Source organism: Roseburia sp. 1XD42-34 (genome assembly GCF_009917385.1).
In the GTDB taxonomy this organism is placed as follows: Bacteria; Bacillota; Bacilli; order Bacillales; family Amphibacillaceae; genus Virgibacillus.
On the sequence record NZ_QWLJ01000019.1, the window covers coordinates 1 to 19354 of the forward strand.

At 37.0% G+C, this 19354-nt stretch carries 21 protein-coding genes; 9 read left to right on the forward strand and 12 right to left on the reverse strand.

The window, feature by feature from the left end:
• Positions 1–146 precede the first annotated feature (146 nt).
• A complete protein-coding gene (locus D1839_RS11565; protein ID WP_120380063.1) occupies positions 147–323 on the reverse strand; it encodes a gamma-type small acid-soluble spore protein in 177 nt (58 codons plus the stop codon).
• Positions 324–689: 366 nt separating this feature from the next.
• On the opposite strand from D1839_RS11565, the gene D1839_RS11570 reads away from it, so the two are divergent.
• On the forward strand, positions 690–866 hold the full coding sequence (locus tag D1839_RS11570; RefSeq protein ID WP_166554452.1) for a hypothetical protein: 177 nt from the start codon (positions 690–692) through the stop codon (positions 864–866).
• A gap of 352 nt (positions 867–1218) precedes the next feature.
• Here D1839_RS11570 and mutY read toward each other — a convergent pair whose 3' ends face one another.
• Positions 1219–2298 carry an A/G-specific adenine glycosylase gene (gene mutY / locus D1839_RS11575; protein WP_120380064.1) on the reverse strand — a complete coding sequence of 360 codons (1080 nt, stop codon included), beginning with the start codon at positions 2296–2298 and terminating at the stop codon, positions 1219–1221.
• A gap of 531 nt (positions 2299–2829) precedes the next feature.
• Here mutY and D1839_RS11580 point away from each other — a divergent pair.
• Positions 2830–3816 carry a metal-dependent hydrolase gene (locus D1839_RS11580; protein ID WP_120380066.1) on the forward strand — a complete coding sequence of 329 codons (987 nt, stop codon included), beginning with the start codon at positions 2830–2832 and terminating at the stop codon, positions 3814–3816.
• A 331-nt stretch (positions 3817–4147) separates the two neighbouring features.
• Here D1839_RS11580 and D1839_RS11585 read toward each other — a convergent pair whose 3' ends face one another.
• Positions 4148–4492: a YfhH family protein gene (locus D1839_RS11585; protein ID WP_120380067.1), complete on the reverse strand. Its 345-nt coding sequence runs from the start codon at positions 4490–4492 to the stop codon at positions 4148–4150.
• Positions 4493–4658: 166 nt separating this feature from the next.
• Positions 4659–5480, reverse strand: a complete 822-nt coding sequence (gene recX, locus D1839_RS11590) for a recombination regulator RecX (protein WP_120380068.1) — start codon at positions 5478–5480, stop codon at positions 4659–4661.
• Between the two features lie 290 nt (positions 5481–5770).
• Here recX and D1839_RS11595 point away from each other — a divergent pair, with 290 nt between their 5' ends.
• Complete coding sequence (locus tag D1839_RS11595) at positions 5771–6670, forward strand: TIGR01777 family oxidoreductase (RefSeq protein ID WP_120380069.1); 900 nt, start codon at positions 5771–5773, stop codon at positions 6668–6670.
• Positions 6671–6874: 204 nt separating this feature from the next.
• On the opposite strand, the gene D1839_RS11600 is transcribed toward D1839_RS11595, so the two are convergent.
• Positions 6875–7183 (reverse strand): hypothetical protein, encoded by a 309-nt coding sequence (locus D1839_RS11600; protein WP_120380070.1) that lies wholly within the window; start codon positions 7181–7183, stop codon positions 6875–6877.
• Positions 7184–7335: 152 nt separating this feature from the next.
• Between D1839_RS11600 and D1839_RS11605 the strand changes: the two genes are divergently transcribed.
• The 6 genes from D1839_RS11605 to D1839_RS11630 all read left to right on the forward strand — a co-directional run bounded on the left by D1839_RS11605 (position 7336) and on the right by D1839_RS11630 (position 11344).
• Complete coding sequence (locus tag D1839_RS11605) at positions 7336–7749, forward strand: helix-turn-helix domain-containing protein (RefSeq protein ID WP_120380071.1); 414 nt, start codon at positions 7336–7338, stop codon at positions 7747–7749.
• A 211-nt stretch (positions 7750–7960) separates the two neighbouring features.
• Positions 7961–8350, forward strand: a complete 390-nt coding sequence (locus tag D1839_RS11610; protein WP_120380072.1) for a GntR family transcriptional regulator — start codon at positions 7961–7963, stop codon at positions 8348–8350.
• A gap of 2 nt (positions 8351–8352) precedes the next feature.
• Positions 8353–9444, forward strand: coding sequence for a DUF1648 domain-containing protein (locus D1839_RS11615; RefSeq protein WP_120380073.1), 1092 nt, complete (start codon positions 8353–8355; stop codon positions 9442–9444).
• Between the two features lie 14 nt (positions 9445–9458).
• Positions 9459–9659, forward strand: coding sequence for a PLDc N-terminal domain-containing protein (locus D1839_RS11620; RefSeq protein ID WP_120380074.1), 201 nt, complete (start codon positions 9459–9461; stop codon positions 9657–9659).
• A 3-nt stretch (positions 9660–9662) separates the two neighbouring features.
• Positions 9663–10571 (forward strand): ABC transporter ATP-binding protein, encoded by a 909-nt coding sequence (locus D1839_RS11625; RefSeq protein ID WP_120380075.1) that lies wholly within the window; start codon positions 9663–9665, stop codon positions 10569–10571.
• The gene (locus tag D1839_RS11630; protein ID WP_120380076.1) at positions 10568–11344 is read left to right on the forward strand and encodes an ABC transporter permease; all 777 of its coding nucleotides are present in this window, start codon (positions 10568–10570) and stop codon (positions 11342–11344) included. The genes D1839_RS11625 and D1839_RS11630 overlap by 4 nt, the downstream gene beginning before the upstream one ends.
• Before the next feature lie 92 nt (positions 11345–11436).
• Here the strand turns inward: D1839_RS11630 and D1839_RS11635 are convergent, their stop codons facing one another.
• From D1839_RS11635 to D1839_RS11665, 7 genes are all read right to left on the reverse strand, one after another.
• Complete coding sequence (locus tag D1839_RS11635) at positions 11437–12138, reverse strand: hypothetical protein (protein ID WP_120380077.1); 702 nt, start codon at positions 12136–12138, stop codon at positions 11437–11439.
• A complete protein-coding gene (locus tag D1839_RS11640) occupies positions 12122–13000 on the reverse strand; it encodes an ABC transporter ATP-binding protein (RefSeq protein ID WP_199690096.1) in 879 nt (292 codons plus the stop codon). Before D1839_RS11640 ends, D1839_RS11635 begins: the two co-directional genes overlap by 17 nt.
• Complete coding sequence (locus tag D1839_RS11645; protein WP_120380079.1) at positions 12987–13364, reverse strand: GntR family transcriptional regulator; 378 nt, start codon at positions 13362–13364, stop codon at positions 12987–12989. The genes D1839_RS11640 and D1839_RS11645 overlap by 14 nt, the downstream gene beginning before the upstream one ends.
• Before the next feature lie 1019 nt (positions 13365–14383).
• A complete protein-coding gene (locus D1839_RS11650) occupies positions 14384–14563 on the reverse strand; it encodes a hypothetical protein (protein ID WP_050349992.1) in 180 nt (59 codons plus the stop codon).
• Between the two features lie 16 nt (positions 14564–14579).
• Entirely contained in the window at positions 14580–15428 is an 849-nt protein-coding gene (locus D1839_RS11655) for an SPFH domain-containing protein (RefSeq protein WP_120380080.1), read from the reverse strand.
• Between the two features lie 64 nt (positions 15429–15492).
• Entirely contained in the window at positions 15493–16365 is an 873-nt protein-coding gene (locus D1839_RS11660; RefSeq protein ID WP_120380081.1) for a ComEC/Rec2 family competence protein, read from the reverse strand.
• A 740-nt stretch (positions 16366–17105) separates the two neighbouring features.
• Positions 17106–19238: an ATP-dependent Clp protease ATP-binding subunit gene (locus tag D1839_RS11665; protein ID WP_120380082.1), complete on the reverse strand. Its 2133-nt coding sequence runs from the start codon at positions 19236–19238 to the stop codon at positions 17106–17108.
• Positions 19239–19354 lie beyond the last annotated feature (116 nt).

Sequence of the window (19354 nt, forward strand, 5' to 3'; positions counted from 1 at the left end):
ACCTCGTATCATACCAAGGGGGCATTTTTTATTCAATCCTCATTTTGCTTTATTACAGGAATGCTTTCTTATCTCTTGAAAAAAAGATTATCCCAAAAGCCTTAATGGCTATTGGGATAATCTACTGCATAATTGGGGGTATACAGTTACTGTTTGTTTTGCTGAGATTTTTGGTTTTGCTTTCTTACTTCCTGAGCATTGGTTTGTTCGGCACCGTATTCTGTACCGTACTGGCCTTGCCCTTGAGCGGCTTGTTGATTCTGTTGCTTAACCTTTTGAATGTTTGTACCAGTCGTAGTTTGGTTCGGTTGTTTTTTAGCCATCAATATCACCTCCGCAATAATTAATTTGTCCCATAACACTATAGGTTATCCGTCATTTTTTTAGTAAAATAATCATTAAATGGTTATTTTTTCCATATTGGATAGTAATTGATAAAATCCACATAATAAAACAAGTAGGGAGTCTCCTTCATCCCTAATTAGAATCAGTTCAAATTTGAATACTGTTGTTGGTGGTACTACATGATAAATCGCTTTGTCTAAGGAAATTATTTCCCTTTTTCTACTGACTTAATTAGGGGTAGAGCATCATTTTCTTCACTTAGTTAATTCAGTTTTTAAAGAGGCTAGATGCAAGAAATATATGCATGATGAAATCAAGTACTACTTTTTTGGGAGGATGAAGAAATGGAACAAATCAATCGTGATTTTACAGAACTATCCATGATGAGTAAAACAGAATGGAGAGAGCATGAATTAGTTTATTTCCAGCATGCACTGTCTCAACTTCTTCCTTATATAAACCCAGAGGGATTAACCATTTTGCATGAAATCAATAAAGAAATGTATCAAAGGAAATCGTAAATATCCAGCCCAGTTTCCCTGATATAAGAGGTGTTTACTTTCTTTTAAACGAGGTTGATGGAATTAATTCCAAAGGCGAATGATATAGTCAATTAGCTCCGGAAATATATGACTCCTGCTAAGGGAAAGGCATCGGTGAGACTCGGCAATGCGTTAGATACCTGGAGGCTCACCGGCTGTCCTAAGGTAGATATAGTATTCCCAAACGGGAGTTATGCAACACCCATCATTTCTATATAGTTTGTATTTTACTTTTTAAAAAATAATTTTCGTCCCAGCTTCAATGTGTGAAGCTGATAATGGAAGTTTTATCATAGCGGAAACACTGACATACCAATTTCTTGGCACTCTTTTATTCATTCGCAAATAATGTCTTCATGATTTTTTGATGGGGGACAGGAAAAGGATATGTTGCTAATTCTTCCTTATTTACTAGTTGCAGTCTTTGTTCTCCAACTATTTCCCCTATCAGCCTTGCTTCATATATTTCCAACTGCCATATTAAATGGGAAAATACATGCCTCAACTCTCCCTGTTTTTTCCCTAATGACACACGAAACCCAAATTCGCCATAAACCCAGTTTTCTAAATGATCCCAGCCTATTTCCTCAATAGGAACCATCGGAAATTGCCATAGATTTGCTAACAAACCACTATCTTTTCGCTTTTCTATTATATAATTACCTTGTTCATCCGCTACTAGTAAAACCACGTAAGCGATTTTCTTTTGCTTTTTCGCTTTTTTCTTAATCGGCAATTCCGCTTCTACACCTACAGCGAAAGCTTGACAATGAGCTTGAACCGGGCATAATAAACAGGCTGGAGATTTCGGTGTACATATTAAAGCACCTAATTCCATAACCGCCTGATTAAACGAAGAGGGATCTTGTGGATCGATTAGCTTGCGTGCATATGCTTCAAATTGTTTTTTGGTCCGTTGTTGTGCAATATCATCTTCAATTTTTAGAACTCGAGATAAGACACGCATCACGTTACCATCTACTGCTGGTTCTGGCTGATTATATGCAATCGATAGGATAGCCCCTTTGGTATATGGGCCAACTCCTTTTAATGCACCAAGGTCATCTGGATCATGAGGCACTTGTCCCTTGTACGTAGTCACTACTTCTCTGACAGCGTGTTGCAAATTTCTTGCCCGAGAATAATAACCAAGTCCTTCCCATTCCTTTAATACGTCTTGTTCGTCAGCCTCGGCTAATGCTTCTATGGTCGGAAATTTATTAATAAAGCGATTGAAGTATGGAATTACGGTATCCACTTTTGTTTGCTGTAGCATTACTTCAGAGACCCACACTTTATACGGGTCTTGATCTTGACGCCATGGTAAATCGCGTTTATTGTTCTTATACCATTCCACTAAATCGCGTCGAAATGTCAAAATGTCAATAGAATGTAGTTTTTCATCATTCATAAAATCACTTCCTATATGGTACAATAAAAACGTAACAATAATTATATTTCCTGTCCTTTATAAGTGCGTGTTCAAAACAAAGTTCAGTTTGCTCTATAATCGGTAGATAAGCGAAAGCAGAATAAAGCTTACCTCCCATTATAGTTGATTTTATCTGACCTTTTTTGAGCATCCCTTTTACTACAAGAGCTTGTTCAAAAAAGTAAAGAGGATCAAGGTCGGCGAAGTCGCAACGTTTTCGGAAAATACTTTCTCTCATGCGATGCGTTACTAACGCAGCTTTTTGTCCTGTTCCGACTCTGACACTTCCCTGGTGCTACTTGAACTCAAGGAGGCGAAGGTTCGAGTACCGCTTGTACAACATGTACTGGCTTCTACGTCTATTAGGATCCTCAAAACCATTCTCATGCTGGAAACTTCCTTTTCCAAGAGCTGGGAAGCAAGCCAGACGTGTCTTTTAGTGTATTTTTTGAACAACCTCTACAATAGAATAATACAAACTATATCGCAGCTTAAGGAGGAAAACCAATTATGGATACTGGTACCCATATTGTAATGGGGGTTGCCCTGGGAGGATTAGCTACCATCGACCCAGTTATACAAACTGACCCGGTTTTGTTTAATGCCGTTCTGGTGGGAACGATTGCAGGTTCCCATGCACCAGACTTTGATACAATTTTAAAATTTAAAAATAATGCTACCTATATACGTCATCACCGTGGAATTACACATTCTATTCCCGCTGTCCTTATGTGGGGAATTTTAATTGCAAGCATCATTCATTTATTTGTCCCGGAAAAAAGTTTTGTTCATATTTGGCTATGGACTGCTATCGCGGTGATTATCCATGTTTTAGTGGATATTTTCAATGCTTATGGAACACAAGCATATCGGCCGTTCTCACATCGCTGGGTAGCTTATGGATTTATTAATACATTTGATCCGTATATATTTTTCCTGCATATTGCCGGCATCGCTGCATGGGCATTGGGTGCAAACCCTGCTTTCATTTGGGTGGTTATTTATAGCGTAATCCTGCTTTACTATGTAAAACGCTATATGGATAAACGGTTCATTGTAAAAAAGATTCATGACTATTTTTCTGAAGTGGAACAAATTACTACTTCTCCTACCATTAAACAAAATTATTGGCGCGTAGCTATTACAACAAAGGATAGATTCTATGTTGGTGTCGTCGATAACAACCATATTGAAATTATCGACGAATTTTATCGTGTACCATTGCCGGATACAGAACTGATTAAAGTCGCAAAAACTGATAAAAATATTGCTGCATTTCTATCTTTTTCTCCTGTATATCGTTGGGAAATCAACAAATATAAGGATTATACCGAAGTGCGATTTATCGACTTGCGTTATCGTTCCAAAGGCCATTATCCGTTTGTTGCTGTCGTCCAAATTGATGACTCTCTTCATATTACAAGTTCTTATACAGGATGGATTTTTTCAGAAAGAAAACTTCAGAACAAGCTATATGTAGAAGAGAACCCCATTTAAGGCGTTGTAAAACAGCAGGCACAACCCCTGCTGTTTTTTTATTTATAAGATAAGAAAGTATAAAAATTTTGGCTTTGGGATACCGATATAACGGAATGGCCACGTCCGGCGCATGAGCCCAGCAACTAGGCAACTTCACGAATCGCCCTACGATAAGTCATCGTTGGTTCGTATCCTTACCATGATTCCTACAACTTTAGTTGCTTCGTTCCAGTTGCTACGTTGCTAAACGGGCGCTTGCGCCTTTGTTCTAAAAAAGTTCGTATCCCATGTTGAAATGATGGCGCTATAAAACATTCCCAAAAGACATCTATAACCCCAAAGCATACTATTATTTTTCCTTCACCATTTTACCCAATAGCGAAATGGGAACAGCTTCCTGTTTTTCATATACCTCTCCTAATAAGTTCACTCTATGCCCCCAAGCAAATACTCCATTAACGTAATCCACCTTAAAACTCCAGCCTGGATCTGTGACAAATTCGTAAGTTTCATTTGCCGTAAAGTCTTCAGGGTTTATCGTGTAAGCTAACGCAACTTGCATCTTTCGTTCATTTACGGCAGCCTCCGAGATATTCCCAAGCTGTTCAGCTTTTTGTGCTTTTTCTTTTAGCCTTCCTATTTCTTGACGCAATTGCTCCACCGAATAGTCACTGTAACGATAATTGTTATTCATGAAAGTTCCCCACCCTTTATATTGCTTCTATAGCCACAAACTATTTTTTCCATTTTAATATAACAAGTCTACCATTTAATTTATAAGGATGACTTATGTGGGTCCATAGTAAAACCCTCTCTATTTTACCAACCAAAACACAGAAAAGAAACCCAACTGTCTTCCCTTACTTTTTCTTTTCTAAACAACTCTCTATGTATTGCTGAATTAAGTCTAAGGAAAAGCCTTTTCTGTATAACCCTTCTTTTATTTTTTGCTTTAATTCAAAACCTGATCGCTTCAAAGTATGTTTTTTTCTTAATTTTTCTCCATGATAGATAATTGCCTCCCATTCGGCATGATCATCTTTTGCACATGGAATCTCATGGAATACGGCTTGAATAACATCCTTCGTATATCCTTTTTGCTGTAATAAAGCTTGAACATTTTGCAGTTGCTTTTGAAACGATTGCTTCTTTTTCTGCTGCAGTTTTTTTTCTACTAGTCCCTCAACTTTATCATATTGTAATGCGAACGAAAATTGCTTTAATGCTTCGTCTGCTACATTTGCTTCTACACCTTTATTCATCAGTTCTTGCTTAATCATAGCTGGACCTTTCGATGAAGTATTTATTCGCGATCGTACGAACATTTCTGCAAACTGACGATCATCGAGAAGACCTTCGTTCACAAGCCTACCCATAACGCTTGAAATATGATTTGGATCGACTTCTTTTTCTGTTAGATAATCCAGCATTTCCTTTTTTGTTCGCATTCGGAAGCTTAAATAGTTAATAGCCAGGGTATATGATTGGTACATACTGTCACTTTTTTTAATAGTTGCTGCCATTGCATCGGAAATTTCCATTCCTTTTCGCAGCTGGAAGTTAATTAATACAGATTCATCTACACTAAAACCATAGTGTTCACCTTGATTTTCATCGGACAAAAAAATATTATATCGTTGATTTGCTTTTTTCTGTGTTGTAATACGGGTGATTTTTGCCATTACACTCTCCCCTTTTCTTCATCATACCAAAAGGTGCAACGCATGTCTTGATACGAACAAAGTGAAATTTCAATCAGGGGGATGTTGAATAGACTCGGGATTACGGCTTGCAGTTCAGCTAAATCGCCTACTCATCTCTCCAGCACGATTTGGGTGGAGGTTTTTCTTCTACAATATTTAGAAAATAACTTTTAAAATAAACTATATAGAAAGACATTAGTCATGCATACTACCATTTTTGAGCATCCTATATAATAGAAATAAAACGCACGATTAGGAGGACAAATCAAATGAATGTTCTGTTAACAGGAGGGACGGGCTTTATTGGCCAAGCGCTATCTAATTACTTATCGGAGCATAATTATTATGTATATATTTTGACACGCTCGCCACAAAAACATACAAATACGAATGGGATAACCTTTATCGGTTACGATCATCCAGCTGAACAATTGCCACCTATGAAAGCTGTTATTAACCTTGCTGGTGAATCCTTATTTGGATATTGGACAAAAACAAAGAAAAAGGCTATTTTATCCAGTAGAATCCAAACAACAGAAAAAATATTATCGATAATAGAAAAACTGCCTAAACTTCCAGAAGTATTCATTAGTGGTTCTGCTGTAGGGTATTATGGGACATCAAATGACCTGATGTTTTCGGAAAATACCACCACTCCTGGAGAAGACTTTCTTGCAAAGGTAGCAACAAAGTGGGAAAATATCGCGAAACAAGCCGAAAAAAGCGGTATTAGAATTGTATTTACTCGTTTCGGGATTGTTTTAGGTCACGGCGGTGCTCTTCCAATGATGCGTTTACCTATACAATTGGGGGTAGGCGGGAAAATAGGGGCTGGAGAACAATGGATCTCATGGATTCATATCGAAGATGCAGTAAGATTAATTACATTTTGTATGGAAAACAAGGATATTTCTGGAGCCGTTAATATCACCGCACCTCATCCAAAGCAAAATAAGGTATTCATGCGTACGTTAGCGAAAATATTAAAACGCCCTTATTGGCTACCTGTTCCTTCTATATTTATGTATGCCGCCCTTGGAGAAATGGCTGAGTTAATCACGAAAGGACAGTATGTTATTCCTAAAAAGTCGCTAGATCATTCATTTTCTTTTTCCTTTCCTTATTTAGAAGAAGCGTTACGTCAGCTTCACCATTCCTCTGACCAATAACTGCGTGCTTACCTTTCAGTTATAGAGTATCCACTGGCAGTTTTATAATGGTTCGGATATCCATTCGCTGCCAGTTCCTTGATAAAAGCCCATTTAAGCAAATTAGAATAGTTGCCAACTTAAGTAACGCTTATCCATTTAACTCGTTGCCACGGATTGTTTAAACTGTATAAATTTTTGCCTCCTCCATTTCACCGTCCCTTGTTAAAAAACTTGTGGATGCTTACTCTTATCATTTATTGCTGTTAACCATTTTATTACCATGGTGTCTGCCAGTAGTCTTGCTTCTGGTTTTTCATGACTAAATCCATACCCAGCAATGACATTGGTACTTTCAAAGTTAGTAACAGCTTGCCATACTTCTTTCTTCGGCACACCCCACACATATATAATAACTGCGTTTTTAGAAATCACTTCAATCTCTAATGGGTAATCCTTAAAAATAAACCGTAAGATTTTACACTTAGTTAATGTTGTAATCGTTGGATGATAGATTTTCATACAGCAAATCATAATAAAATCCCCCTTATGTTCTATATAGGAACATTTTACTATATGTTCAAATTTAGAACAATCTTATTGGCATTTTCCCTTAAGAATCATGATAGGATGGAAATTACTATGAGAAATCATTTCTAATTTTAACCAATCGAGTGTGATAGTAAATGAACGAACAAATTGCATATAACATCAAACGATTACGAGAACAACATGGTTGGACGCAAAAGCAATTAGCAGAAAAGCTTCGACTTTCACGCTCTGTGATAGCAAAATGGGAAAATAGCCATGTTAGTCCTGATATTTCTTCCTTAATGAAGCTTTCGGATCTTTTTCACGTATCCCTCGATCATTTAGTAGGCAATGCTTCTTTTCATGAAAATGTAATCGCTGAATTTAAGCGTATTTACGGGTCTTCTGACAGTTCATTTGATCATGAAGCAGTGGAAATAATGGAATATGTGATGACATTTCCAGAACTGAAGGAAAAGTTATCCCAATTGCGACAGCTATCCATAAAAAAGCAACGCTCCATCCACCAATTATTAGGCGATATTATCCATCAATACAAGCAAATATAAACCTTTTCTACAACGGAATGTAACCCTAGTTCCCCAGCATTCTTATTCTTCATTCGAATCCGTATTAACAATATACAAAGACTAGAGAGCTAAACAATTGCTCTCTTTTTTTGTGTTCATTCAAATACGTTGAACCATTTTCATATTGACATGTCGTTCTAGCTGTTATACATTATATATAACAGCTAGAACGAATAAAGGGGGTGTATAGTTGTTTATTGAATTAGACTTCGAATCAGAAGATCCAATTTACTTACAATTAACTAGACAAATTGTCGAAGGAATCGCCAAAGGTGAGTTGCTTCCCGGAGATGCTTTACCATCTGTACGCTCGCTTGCTGCTGATATCGGAATTAATTTGCATACCGTTAATAAAGCATATCAACAATTAAAACAGGAAGGATTTTTACAAATCCACCGGCAAAAAGGAGTCATGGTTCATCCAGATGGCATTCCAAAAGCCTCGGAAACGTATAAAGCCACATTAGCAAAGAATCTCCGCCCCTTCATTGCTGAAAGTATTTGTCGTGACTTATCGAAAGAAGAATTCTATAAAATTTGCAATCAAATCTACGCCGATTTTGCAAGAAGGGAGAAATAGCTATGAATGCTATAGTAGCAATTACGTTCATACCATTGTTTATTTTTTTCATTTTTACGCCTTATGTAACAAGAAAAACGGAAATCTTTGGTGTATCGATACCTGAAAAAATTTATGGGTCCACAGAATTAAAGCAATTACGGAAACAATATGTTATAGCTACAACGATAGTAAGTATGATTGTTTTTTTAATTCTTTTTTTCTCTCCCACATCTATGATGGAAGAGAAGAAAGTCGGTATATTTCTTCCCACTGTCATTATTGGCTATATCATTATTGAATTTTTTATTTACTTGTATTTTCATCGGATCATGAAGTTAAAAAAACAGACTGCTGACTGGACAAAGGAAAAAACAGAAAAAATATTGATTCACACAAAATTTCGCAACCAGCAATTAAGATTCTCTCATAAATGGTTTATCATTCCATTTATCATCAGTATGGTCACAACAACGTTGTCTTATTTTTGGTACGACCAATTCCCAGCTCAATTGCCAATCAATTTTGATTTTCTCGGTGAAGCTACAAATTTTGTCTCGAAATCGTATCTATCTATTTTGGCTTTACCGTTAGCACAGTTCTTTTTAACTGGTTTATTTTTTGCTATAAATGTCCTTATCGGCAACGTCAAGCAGCAAATTAGCGCTGAAAACCCAAATAAATCGTTACAGCAAAATGTGATTTTTCGAAAGCGCTGGTCTTCATACATGGTTATTAGCAGTATATTACTCACATTATGGCTTTCAATAGCGCAATTTATCTTGCTTATTCCCAAAGGGCAACCACTATTTACCATTGGATCTATTACTATTCACAGTTTTCTGTTGCTTGGGGTTATTTATTTGGCTTTTTCTACCGGTCAAGGTGGAAGCAGAGTAAAGTTTCCTGATGAACGAAATGAACAAGTAATTGACCGGGATAATGATAAATATTGGAAGCTCGGACAATTTTACGTTAATAAAAATGATCCAGCTCTCTTTTTAGAAAAACGATTCGGCATTGGTTGGACAATAAACTTGGGAAAGCCGCTCTCATGGATCATTATCTTGATAACTTTACTAGTTGTTCTTGGCTTAATCTTATTAACTCGCTAAAGGAGATGTGAAATATGCTAGAGGTAATCGAATCTATAAACTGGTCATTGGTTGCTCCGTTTATTGTGATTCAATTCATTTTAATGATTATTGGCTTAGTAGACTGGGCTAAAACCAAGCAGACGAATGGACCAAGATGGATGTGGCTGTTCATCATTATATTTCTTAATATAATTGGACCGATTCTATACTTTATATTCGGGAGGAGAGAGTAATAAATGGGAATTCTTTCTATTACGGCTTTATCTAAAAAATTCAATGACTCGTACGCAGTTAAAAACATGGATTATCAATTCACACCACATCAATGTATCGCATTAATTGGCCCGAACGGTGCTGGTAAAACAACGACGCTGCGAATGATCGCAGGTCTTTTAAAACCAACTTCTGGAAACATCATTTTTGAGCAGAACAAAAACATCGATAGGCGAACGCTCATCGGCTATTTACCACAGCACCCTGTGTTCTATCCTTGGATGACAGGTAGTGAATTCCTAACCTATAGTGGGCAGCTAGGAGGATTGTCAAAATCTACGTCCCGCAAAAGATGTGAAGAGCTACTTGATATAGTAGGAATTATTGACGTAAAAGACAAACGAATTAGCAGTTACTCTGGTGGAATGAAGCAACGCCTCGGAATTGCCCAAGCAATGGTTCATAAGCCTAAGCTCCTAATGCTCGATGAACCCGTGTCCTCACTTGATCCGATTGGTCGCAGAGAAGTACTTACTTTAATGGAAGTCTTGAAAAAGGAGATGACTATCTTATTTTCAACGCACATTTTAAGTGATGCCGATGAGATCAGTGATGAATTAATACTACTTCGTAATGGAGAAATCATTGAATCTGGAAAGATAAAAGAGTTGCGTCAAAAATATCAAACGACAAAAATAACGTTGCAATTTGCAGAACGCCAAACGTTTTATGAGGAAAAAATAGCTACACTTGCAAATGTCCGCAACACCTTAGTGGAAAAGGATTCGATACAAGTGATTGCCAATGATATAACAAAAGCACGTAATGAAATTTTGCAACGGGCAGTGCAGGAGGATTGGCCTCTGTTAACCTTCAGGCTGGAGCAAGCCTCATTGGAGGAAATGTTTATGAAGGCGGTGAACCATTCATGACGACAGTATTATTCAAAAAAGAACTATTAGAAAACTGGAGAAATAAAAAATGGATTTGGGTGCCACTTGTTTTTATCCTGCTAGCTATTATGGATCCAATAACGAATTATTATCTTCCAGAAATTTTAGATGCTGTCGGCGGTATCGACGGTGCGGTAATTGAGCTTCCTGATTTCTCGCCTGCTGATGCCATCATGATGAGTGTGAGCCAGTACTCTACGTTAGGTGTTCTAGTTACTGTTTTATTGTCAATGGGCGCTATTAGTAGTGAGCGAAAAAGTGGTGTATTAGATCTCGTCCTTGTCAAACCCGTTTCGTATACGAAATTTGTGGTTACCAAATGGTTGTCCTTGCTTTCACTTATCTGGTCTTCGTTTATTATTGGTATGCTGGCAAGCTGGTATTATACCGTCCTTCTTTATGGAGAAATCCCGTTTACCATGCTTCTTGCAGTTATTTTCTATTACGGTCTATGGTTAACATTTATTTGTACCATATCTATTTTTTACAATACGTTAACGCACTCTCCTGGACTAGTTGCTTTTTTAACGATCGGCACAACCCTCGTTATTAGTCTACTTACAAGTTTATTCGGAACTCGTACTGCATGGAGTCCTGCTAACTTATCGACACATCTTCAGGAATTGCTAATTACTGGCGACGTACCTTCTGCGTTAATTTATTCAGCAATCGTGAGTATATTGCTAATTATTCTAATTCTGTTCGCTTCAATTTACAGTTTTAAACAAGTGCTTCACAATCGAAATGAATGAGTAAAAATATATTCTGCTACTTTTGTGTTTTTCCCTTATCAGCCTGTTAAAATTTGCTGAAGGCTGATAAGGGAAGTTTAACTCTTTAAAGTTTATCTTACTTTTACAGTTGTTATTTTACGTAAAAATAACCATGAGCAGAGGTAAAGGGCTATTCCAACTGCAAACATTTGGATATAAAAGATAGCACTCATATCAGATATAATTTCACCCACAAATTCTCCAAGCCATCCCGTTGCTATCGTCATCAACAAAACGAGTAAGATAGCTCCAAGTAAGCTTCCGCCTCCAAGCAAACCATATTTATAAAAGACTACTCCAATCAAGTATGAGATTACAAAGAGGAACGTGAAGATTCCCACATCGATCATAATACGAGTATACCAGTTCTCAGTAACAAAGAAGGCAGGATGTAAAAAACGAAACGCGTCAATACCAATCCATTCCATTATTTCCCATACCACCTCTTGGATGATACTTGCAAATATTGCTTGGACAACCGCTAAGCCTAAGAAAAATACTCCGATCGCACTCCAAATCTGTTTCCTTGTTGCTCCTATCTTAATAGAAAAAGGAATAAACTCCTGTATACAAATGAATCCCCAAATGCTGAAAAACACATATAATGGTCCTGTTAAACTAAAAAACAAAGGTCCCTGTTCTATTTGCGACAGATAATAGGAAAATGCGAGTGATACAAATAAAATAGGAAATAAAATCGTCCAAAAAATAATTAGCGGTCTACGAAGTTCGACTACAAAAAAGTATACTAGTCCTTTAAATGATTGCTTCATGGCGATCCTCTCTTTCTTTTTCTGTTAACTCAATCATTAAGTCTTGCGTAGGAATGCTTTGGACTTCAAGTCCTTGCGCTTCTGCTTCTTGTCTGTTCCCAAACGTATATACTGTCATCAGGCCCATAAATTCTTTTTTACGAATCACTTGCTTGTCGGTGACAAATTTCTGCACTTTCTCTTTGGGGCCTGTAACAGAGATGATTTTCTCTCGTAAGACGTCAGCCGATTTTTGTAAAGCCAGCTTACCTTGTTGCAAGATAAGTACTTCCTCAAACATTAAACTAACTTCATCAATTAGATGAGTGGAAAAAATAATCATCCGCCTTTCGTTTTCATATTCCTCCAGCATTACATCGTAAAATTGTTTACGAGCCGCAGCATCCAATCCGATATATGGTTCATCAAAGATCGTAATTGGTGCTTTACTCGCTAATCCTACTGTAATACCAAGTGCTGACTCCATCCCTTTAGATAACGTCTTCACTTTTGCGTTTGGATTTAAGTTATATGCTTTCAATAAGTGGACTGCTAATCTCGGGTCGAATTTTGGATAAAAAAAACCATAAAGACGAACAATTTCTTTTACTTTCCACTCTTTTTTAAAATTATTGCCTTCCTTAATCAGACAGACATTCGCTTGTACATTCCGATTATCAAACGGCTTTTCTCCGTTAATAAAAATATCGCCACTGGTTTGAAAAATATTTCCCGCTAGAATATCCATAAATGTTGTCTTTCCTGCCCCATTCCTTCCCAAAAGACCATATATCTTTGATCCTTCCAAAGTAAATGTGACATCCTTTAAAGCAAATTGGCTTTTGTACCGCTTCGTTAACTGACGAACTTCAATTTTCATCATCCTGCTCCAACCTTTCTACCATTTCTTGCAATTCTTCTTGACTAATTTGCAGTTTTTTCGCTTCATTTTTTAATGGAAGCAGATAATTTTTATAAAAAGATTGCCTGCGTTTTTCAATTAATATCTGCTTCGCATCTTCCGTTACAAACATCCCTACGCCTCTTCGTTTATACAAAATAGATTCATCTACTAACTCATTTATTCCTTTGGCAGCTGTAGCTGGATTAATTTTATAATAACTGGCAAATTCATTTGTTGATGGCACACGTTCTCCGGTTTTGATGGAGCCGCTTATGATTGAATCCTCCAACTGCTCTTTAATTTGCAGGAATATCGGTTTGGTTTCGTCTAAAATCGATTTCATTGCATCACCTTCATTGGTTCATTACTTATGTAACTAACCATATAACAAATTAACCTACGAGTCAATCTTTTTTTGGAAAACTTTATTTTTTTACATTCAAGCGAAGGCAAGCTAACGAGGAAGAAGCGTAGAGGGTTTTGGGTCGATGGGGATAAAGGGGATCGCTGTTTCATTTATCCCTCACTACTTGTTTGTACCGTAATGGTATGATCTAAAAGTCACTTTAGGCGTGTTATCTTCCGCTTAGACTTGTTCCAGTACATATTACCTAACCTGAAGCGGAATTCTTACTGCACCTTATATACGGAATAAATACTATCTTGAAGATATTTAATGAAATATTATTTTTGATTCAAATAACTTACTAATTTTTATTTGGTGAATTCCTACTTATCACCTTACGAGCAGAATATTAACAGGATAGCAATTACACTATATTTTATTATTGTGGCTGTTATTACTCTCTTTTTAATTGCGCCCTTCTTTACGTAAGTTAATTCATGTAAAAAGGGCATTTAACATAGAATTTTACATATTTCCCTATCCATTTTCCTAATGGTGAATAATTATTTATCATCACTTGAGAAATAAGCGTTATTGATGAGATAGTGTGCAGAGTGGAATATGACTATTTATATGATCGCGAGTACAAAAATACCTAAAAGCGTGTAAACAACCTTATTGTAATTAGATACGAATTTAGAACAAAGGCGCAGAGCGCCCGTTTAGCAACGTAGCAACTGGAACGAAGCAACTAAAGTTTTAGGAATCATGCTCCTGCAACAGGAGTATGCCGACGCCTGAGCGGCAAGCCCGTTTTTAGTCGGCCTTCCTCTTAACCACGAACCAATGATGACTTATCGTAGGGCGATTCATGAAGTCGCCTAGGTGCTGGGCGCTTAAGCCGGACGTGGCTATTCCGTTTTATCGGTGGCCCAAAGCCAAAATTTTTATACTTTCTTACCTTAGAACAAAAAACTTGCAGGAAACCAAAGGATTTTTCTGCAAGTTTTGTGGTTTTAATCTTCACCTATTTTTTTATCTTGACTTTTTGGTAATCGCCCCGCTTTTTTGGCCGCTTCTCGTAACAGAAATTCAACATGACTATTTACACTGCGAAATTCATCCTTTGCCCAAACTTGCAATATTTCATACAACTTTGGATCGATCCGTAACGGAAAGCTCTTCTTTTTTGACATATAATCCCTCTTTTAATTACTGGTATAGCGATCCTGTGTTAATAACAGGCTGTGTCCCTTGGTCAGCAACAATCGACACTAGTAAATTATTTGCCATGGCAACACGTCGCTCATCATCAAGTTCCACAGCACCATCTTGTTCTAATTGAGCAATTGCATCTTGCACCATTCCCACAGCTCCTTCAACAATTTGCTTCCTAGCAGCAATAATTGCACTAGCTTGTTGACGTTGCAGCATTGCTTGGGCGATTTCTGTGGAATAGGCAAGATGTGTTAGCCTTGTTTCAATTACTTCTACACCAGCAACCTTTAGCCGTTCCTGTAACTCGATCTTCAATTCATTCGATACTTCTTCTGCGTTTCCTCGCAATGATAGTTCCGCATCAGAAAATGAATCATAAGGATACTTTGTCGCCACTGCGCGAATAGCGGTTTCACTTTGGATTTCCACAAATTGCTCATAGCGATCTACGTCAAAAACCGCTTTAGCACTGTCGATCACTTTAAATACAATAACAGCGGCAATTTCAATGGGGTTTCCATTGACATCATTGACCTTTAAGCGATTACTATTAAAATTTCGAACACGCAGGGAAATCATTTTACGAATCGAAAAAGGAACCGTAATTACAATTCCTTCCTTGCGTATACTCCCCATGTACTTTCCTAAAAACATAACGACAGCGGCCTGGTTCGGTTGTATTAGGGTAATTCCGCTTCCTAATGTAATACCTATAATTAAACAAATAGCCCCAAGGATAAATTGTTGTTCCATAAAACTAAAAACTGTTCCTGCTAATAAGCCTGCAATGATTAAAATTCCAAGATATCCATTCAATGACCAAGCTGGTTTCTCCTTCATCATGCCTACACCTTCCCTCATCATTTTTATATTATAATGATATCACTTTTGTATATATTTGTAAATGTTAACTAGCATATAAAACGTCTAAAGGTTCTTTTTCGGTCTCGACCATATATGAAGTTCCATCAGTTCGAATAACGATGTTGCCCAGTGCTCCTGTGGAATAGATGGAAGCACCGACTTGATATAAGTGGTCTATAACACGTTCTACAGGATGGCCATACCGATTGTCCTTATGGTAAGTTAAAATGGCAGTTTTGGGTCGAACTGCATGTAAGAATGACAGGGAAGTGCTCGTATTCGATCCATGATGTGCTATTTTTACTATTTCTGTCTGCTCACCAACTTTTTTTATAATTTCTTGCTCCTGTTCCATCTCCACATCCCCCATAAATAAAAAATCAACATTGTTATATGACATTTTTAAGACAATTGAGGATTGATTATTCGTCCTAGACTTCTTAAATGTATTAAGCACTTGAATACGAATGGAAGGATCAAGCGATATTTTTTCATGAAGCTTGGTAATGGATATTGGAATTTCCTGCTTTACAATTTCCTGAATATATTTGGCATATCTTCTCGTTGTATGCAATTTCCCGGAATCTAAAATCTTATCTATTTGAATATGTTTCATCACCGTGATGAGACCACCAATATGATCGATATCTGGATGTGTTGCTACTACTAAATCCAGCTTTTTAATGCCGTGTTTCTTTAAATAATGGACCACTTTTTTTCCCGCTTGTGGTGGTCCTCCATCAATTAAGATATGCTTATTATTCGGTGTTTGAACGAATATACTATCCCCTTGACCGACATTAATAAAATGTACTTGCATATCCTTGGCACTAGCACTATGTACTGGCGGAAAATGAACAAACATAATGGAAAAAACAATGAGAACAATTATTGAAATTTGCTGTGATTTTAACATAACCAACTGCACCCTTTGCAAAGTTAGAATATACGTTTATTCTCTTGCAAAAGAGAGCATTTATGAATGATAACACCAGTCATTTTTTGGGAGATAACATACCTGTATGTTTATACTATAATTGAAACTTCATTTATTAGGAATTGCTTGCTTATCTTTTTAAAAAAAGAGTTCTTATCTAAAGTTACATACAGGATGAATTGTGAACTTCGGAGACTTTCCAGCCTATTCATCCGAAGTTTCGACGCATCTACATTCCATTAAAAACACCATAGTTACCAATACTGTGGTGTGCCAAAACTTTCTTATCGTTCACAAAAGTAAGAACGCCCAGTTGACTACAAACGAAAAATCTGACGAGATAGAGAGTGAAACATTCAGTAGAAATTTTTCAGTCTCTTACCTACGGGATAAGTACATAGTGGAACAAAGGCGCAGGGCGCCCGTTTAGCAACGTAGCAACTGGAACGAAGCAACTAAAGTTTTAGGAATCATGGTAAAGATACAATCAATGATGACTTATCGGAGGGCGATTCGTGAAGTTGTCTAGTTGCTGGGCTCATGCGCCGGAAGTGGCTATTCCGTTATATCGTTATCCCAATGCCAAAATTTTTATACTTTCTTACCACTAAAAAAAGCCGCAAAGAGGCACTAAGGTGGTTACTCCCGAAAGATAGACATTTTCACTCTACTTTTCAGGGGCGATACCTAACCATGCTCTGCGGCTTTTAACAGTAATTTTAAGCTTGTTTTACGACGATTTCATTATCTATAACGTCTACGTGAACATTTTTCACATCATCATTTTCCAAAACCAAATCGGTTAATTGATCTTCAATTTTGTCTTGAATTACTCTACGTAAAGGTCTTGCGCCAAAACGTGGCTCGTAACCTAGCTCTACCAATTTTTGTTTTGCTTCGACTGTTATAGTGATGGAAATTTCATGTTCTTCAATTGTGTCTTGTAGCTCATGAAGCATTAGATCAACAATTTCCATTAAGTTTTCTTTCGTCAATGCATTAAATTCAATAATCGCGTCAAATCGGTTTAAAAATTCCGGTTTGAAGTAATCGCTTAAGCTCTCTAATGTGGAAACAGATTCATGTGTATCTTTGTTAAATCCTACATTTATTGCTTTATTCCCTGTTCCAGCGTTACTTGTCATAATGATTACTGTGTCTTTGAAGCTGACAGTTCTTCCTTGTGAATCTGTTAAATGACCATCCTCCATAATTTGTAGAAACATGTTTTGAACATCAGGGTGTGCCTTTTCAATTTCATCTAGTAAAACGATGGAATAAGGATTGCGACGTACTTTTTCTGTTAATTGACCAGCTTCCTCATGACCTACATAGCCAGGAGGCGAACCGATGATTTTAGAAACGGCATGTTTTTCCATATATTCACTCATATCAAGCCGAATGAGCGAATCTCTTGAGCCGAATAATTCTTCAGCAAGCACTTTTGTTAATTCTGTTTTTCCAACTCCTGTTGGACCGACAAATAGAAATGATCCAATTGGACGTTCTTTCGACTTTAAGCCTGCTCTACTACGGCGAATTGCTTTTGCTACCTTATCCACTGCTTCTTTTTGCCCAATTACTTTAGCTGCTAGGTTTTTAGCAAGATTTTTCATTTTCTCTTGTTCATCGGTTTGTATTTTTGTTACAGGAATTCCTGTTTTTTCTTCTACAATTAATTGAATATCGGAAATATCTACATCGATTACTTGCTCCTCACCTTTCGCTTTTTCCAATTGTTTTTGCAATTGTATTTCTTGATAACGTAAGTGGGCTGCATGCTCATAATCTTCACGCTCTGCTGCTGCTTCTTTTTCTTTCGTAATTTCCTCTAAGCGTTGACGAATAGATTCAGAATCCTTAGATGAATTAGCTAGATTTAATCGGGAGCCTACCTCATCCATTAAATCAATCGCTTTATCTGGTAGATAACGATCTTGGATGTATCGTTTTGACAAGTTCACACATGCTTCAATAGTTTCATCAGAATAACGTACCTCGTGGAATTTTTCATAACGGTCTTTTATTCCTTTTAGAATCTGAACGGCTTCTTCAGGTGTTGGTTCTTGAACAATAATTGGTTGTAGCCGACGTTCAAGCGCAGCATCCTTTTCAATTTGACGATATTCTTTTAATGTAGTTGCACCAACTAGTTGAATTTCTCCTCTAGCAAGCGCTGGTTTGAGTATATTTCCAGCATCCATTTGTGAGCTTTCGGCTGTGCCAGCACCAACTAGCAAATGAATTTCATCTACAAATAAAATGACATCTTGTCGTTGTTGTAATTCTTGAATTAATTGTTTCATCCGCTCTTCAAATTGCCCACGTACACCAGTATTTGCGACCAATGAAGCTACATCAAGCATGTATATTTCTTTATTCAAGAGCTTTGTTGGTACGTCACCTTCAATGATTTTTAATGCCAGTCCTTCTGCAATAGCTGTTTTACCTACACCCGGTTCCCCAATGAGTACAGGATTATTTTTATTTCTTCTGTTCAACGTTTCTATAACACGTTTTACTTCATTATCTCGACCGATGACTGGATCAATTTCTCCGGCTCTTGCTTCATCTGTTAAGTTTTTACCAAGTTGGTCAAGTAAACCATTGCCTTGATTTCTGCTATGTTGTATCGTTCGTGTTCCCATTTTTGGCGAACCGTTACCCGATGCGCTAAATGATCCGTATGCATTGCTAAATGGTGATTGTGAAAAGAAATCATTACCGCTCATCATTTGACCTTGCATTTTGCGGAAGCATTCATTACATAGTTGCATTTGCATATGCTGGTTATTTAATTGCATCGCAACATTAATATTGGCTTCGTTTTGTTTACAATTTTGACAAAGCATATTGATTCCTCCTTCAAATTATTTAATTTATATTCATCAATGTTTGACTTTGACTATATTTGACCTTTCAATTGTTATTATACTCTGACCTACTTTGACTTTCAAGAGGAATGCTT

Coding starts and splice junctions, on each gene's coding strand:
- D1839_RS11565 (WP_120380063.1), bottom strand. CDS start 323: ATGGCTAAAAAACAACCGAACCAAACTACGACTGGTACAAACATTCAA.
- D1839_RS11570 (WP_166554452.1), top strand. CDS start 690: ATGGAACAAATCAATCGTGATTTTACAGAACTATCCATGATGAGTAAA.
- mutY (WP_120380064.1), bottom strand. CDS start 2,298: ATGAATGATGAAAAACTACATTCTATTGACATTTTGACATTTCGACGC.
- D1839_RS11580 (WP_120380066.1), top strand. CDS start 2,830: ATGGATACTGGTACCCATATTGTAATGGGGGTTGCCCTGGGAGGATTA.
- D1839_RS11585 (WP_120380067.1), bottom strand. CDS start 4,492: ATGAATAACAATTATCGTTACAGTGACTATTCGGTGGAGCAATTGCGT.
- recX (WP_120380068.1), bottom strand. CDS start 5,480: ATGGCAAAAATCACCCGTATTACAACACAGAAAAAAGCAAATCAACGA.
- D1839_RS11595 (WP_120380069.1), top strand. CDS start 5,771: ATGAATGTTCTGTTAACAGGAGGGACGGGCTTTATTGGCCAAGCGCTA.
- D1839_RS11600 (WP_120380070.1), bottom strand. CDS start 7,183: ATGATTTGCTGTATGAAAATCTATCATCCAACGATTACAACATTAACT.
- D1839_RS11605 (WP_120380071.1), top strand. CDS start 7,336: ATGAACGAACAAATTGCATATAACATCAAACGATTACGAGAACAACAT.
- D1839_RS11615 (WP_120380073.1), top strand. CDS start 8,353: ATGAATGCTATAGTAGCAATTACGTTCATACCATTGTTTATTTTTTTC.
- D1839_RS11620 (WP_120380074.1), top strand. CDS start 9,459: ATGCTAGAGGTAATCGAATCTATAAACTGGTCATTGGTTGCTCCGTTT.
- D1839_RS11625 (WP_120380075.1), top strand. CDS start 9,663: ATGGGAATTCTTTCTATTACGGCTTTATCTAAAAAATTCAATGACTCG.
- D1839_RS11630 (WP_120380076.1), top strand. CDS start 10,568: ATGACGACAGTATTATTCAAAAAAGAACTATTAGAAAACTGGAGAAAT.
- D1839_RS11635 (WP_120380077.1), bottom strand. CDS start 12,138: ATGAAGCAATCATTTAAAGGACTAGTATACTTTTTTGTAGTCGAACTT.
- D1839_RS11640 (WP_199690096.1), bottom strand. CDS start 13,000: ATGATGAAAATTGAAGTTCGTCAGTTAACGAAGCGGTACAAAAGCCAA.
- D1839_RS11645 (WP_120380079.1), bottom strand. CDS start 13,364: ATGAAATCGATTTTAGACGAAACCAAACCGATATTCCTGCAAATTAAA.
- D1839_RS11650 (WP_050349992.1), bottom strand. CDS start 14,563: ATGTCAAAAAAGAAGAGCTTTCCGTTACGGATCGATCCAAAGTTGTAT.
- D1839_RS11655 (WP_120380080.1), bottom strand. CDS start 15,428: ATGATGAAGGAGAAACCAGCTTGGTCATTGAATGGATATCTTGGAATT.
- D1839_RS11660 (WP_120380081.1), bottom strand. CDS start 16,365: ATGTTAAAATCACAGCAAATTTCAATAATTGTTCTCATTGTTTTTTCC.
- D1839_RS11665 (WP_120380082.1), bottom strand. CDS start 19,238: ATGCTTTGTCAAAATTGTAAACAAAACGAAGCCAATATTAATGTTGCG.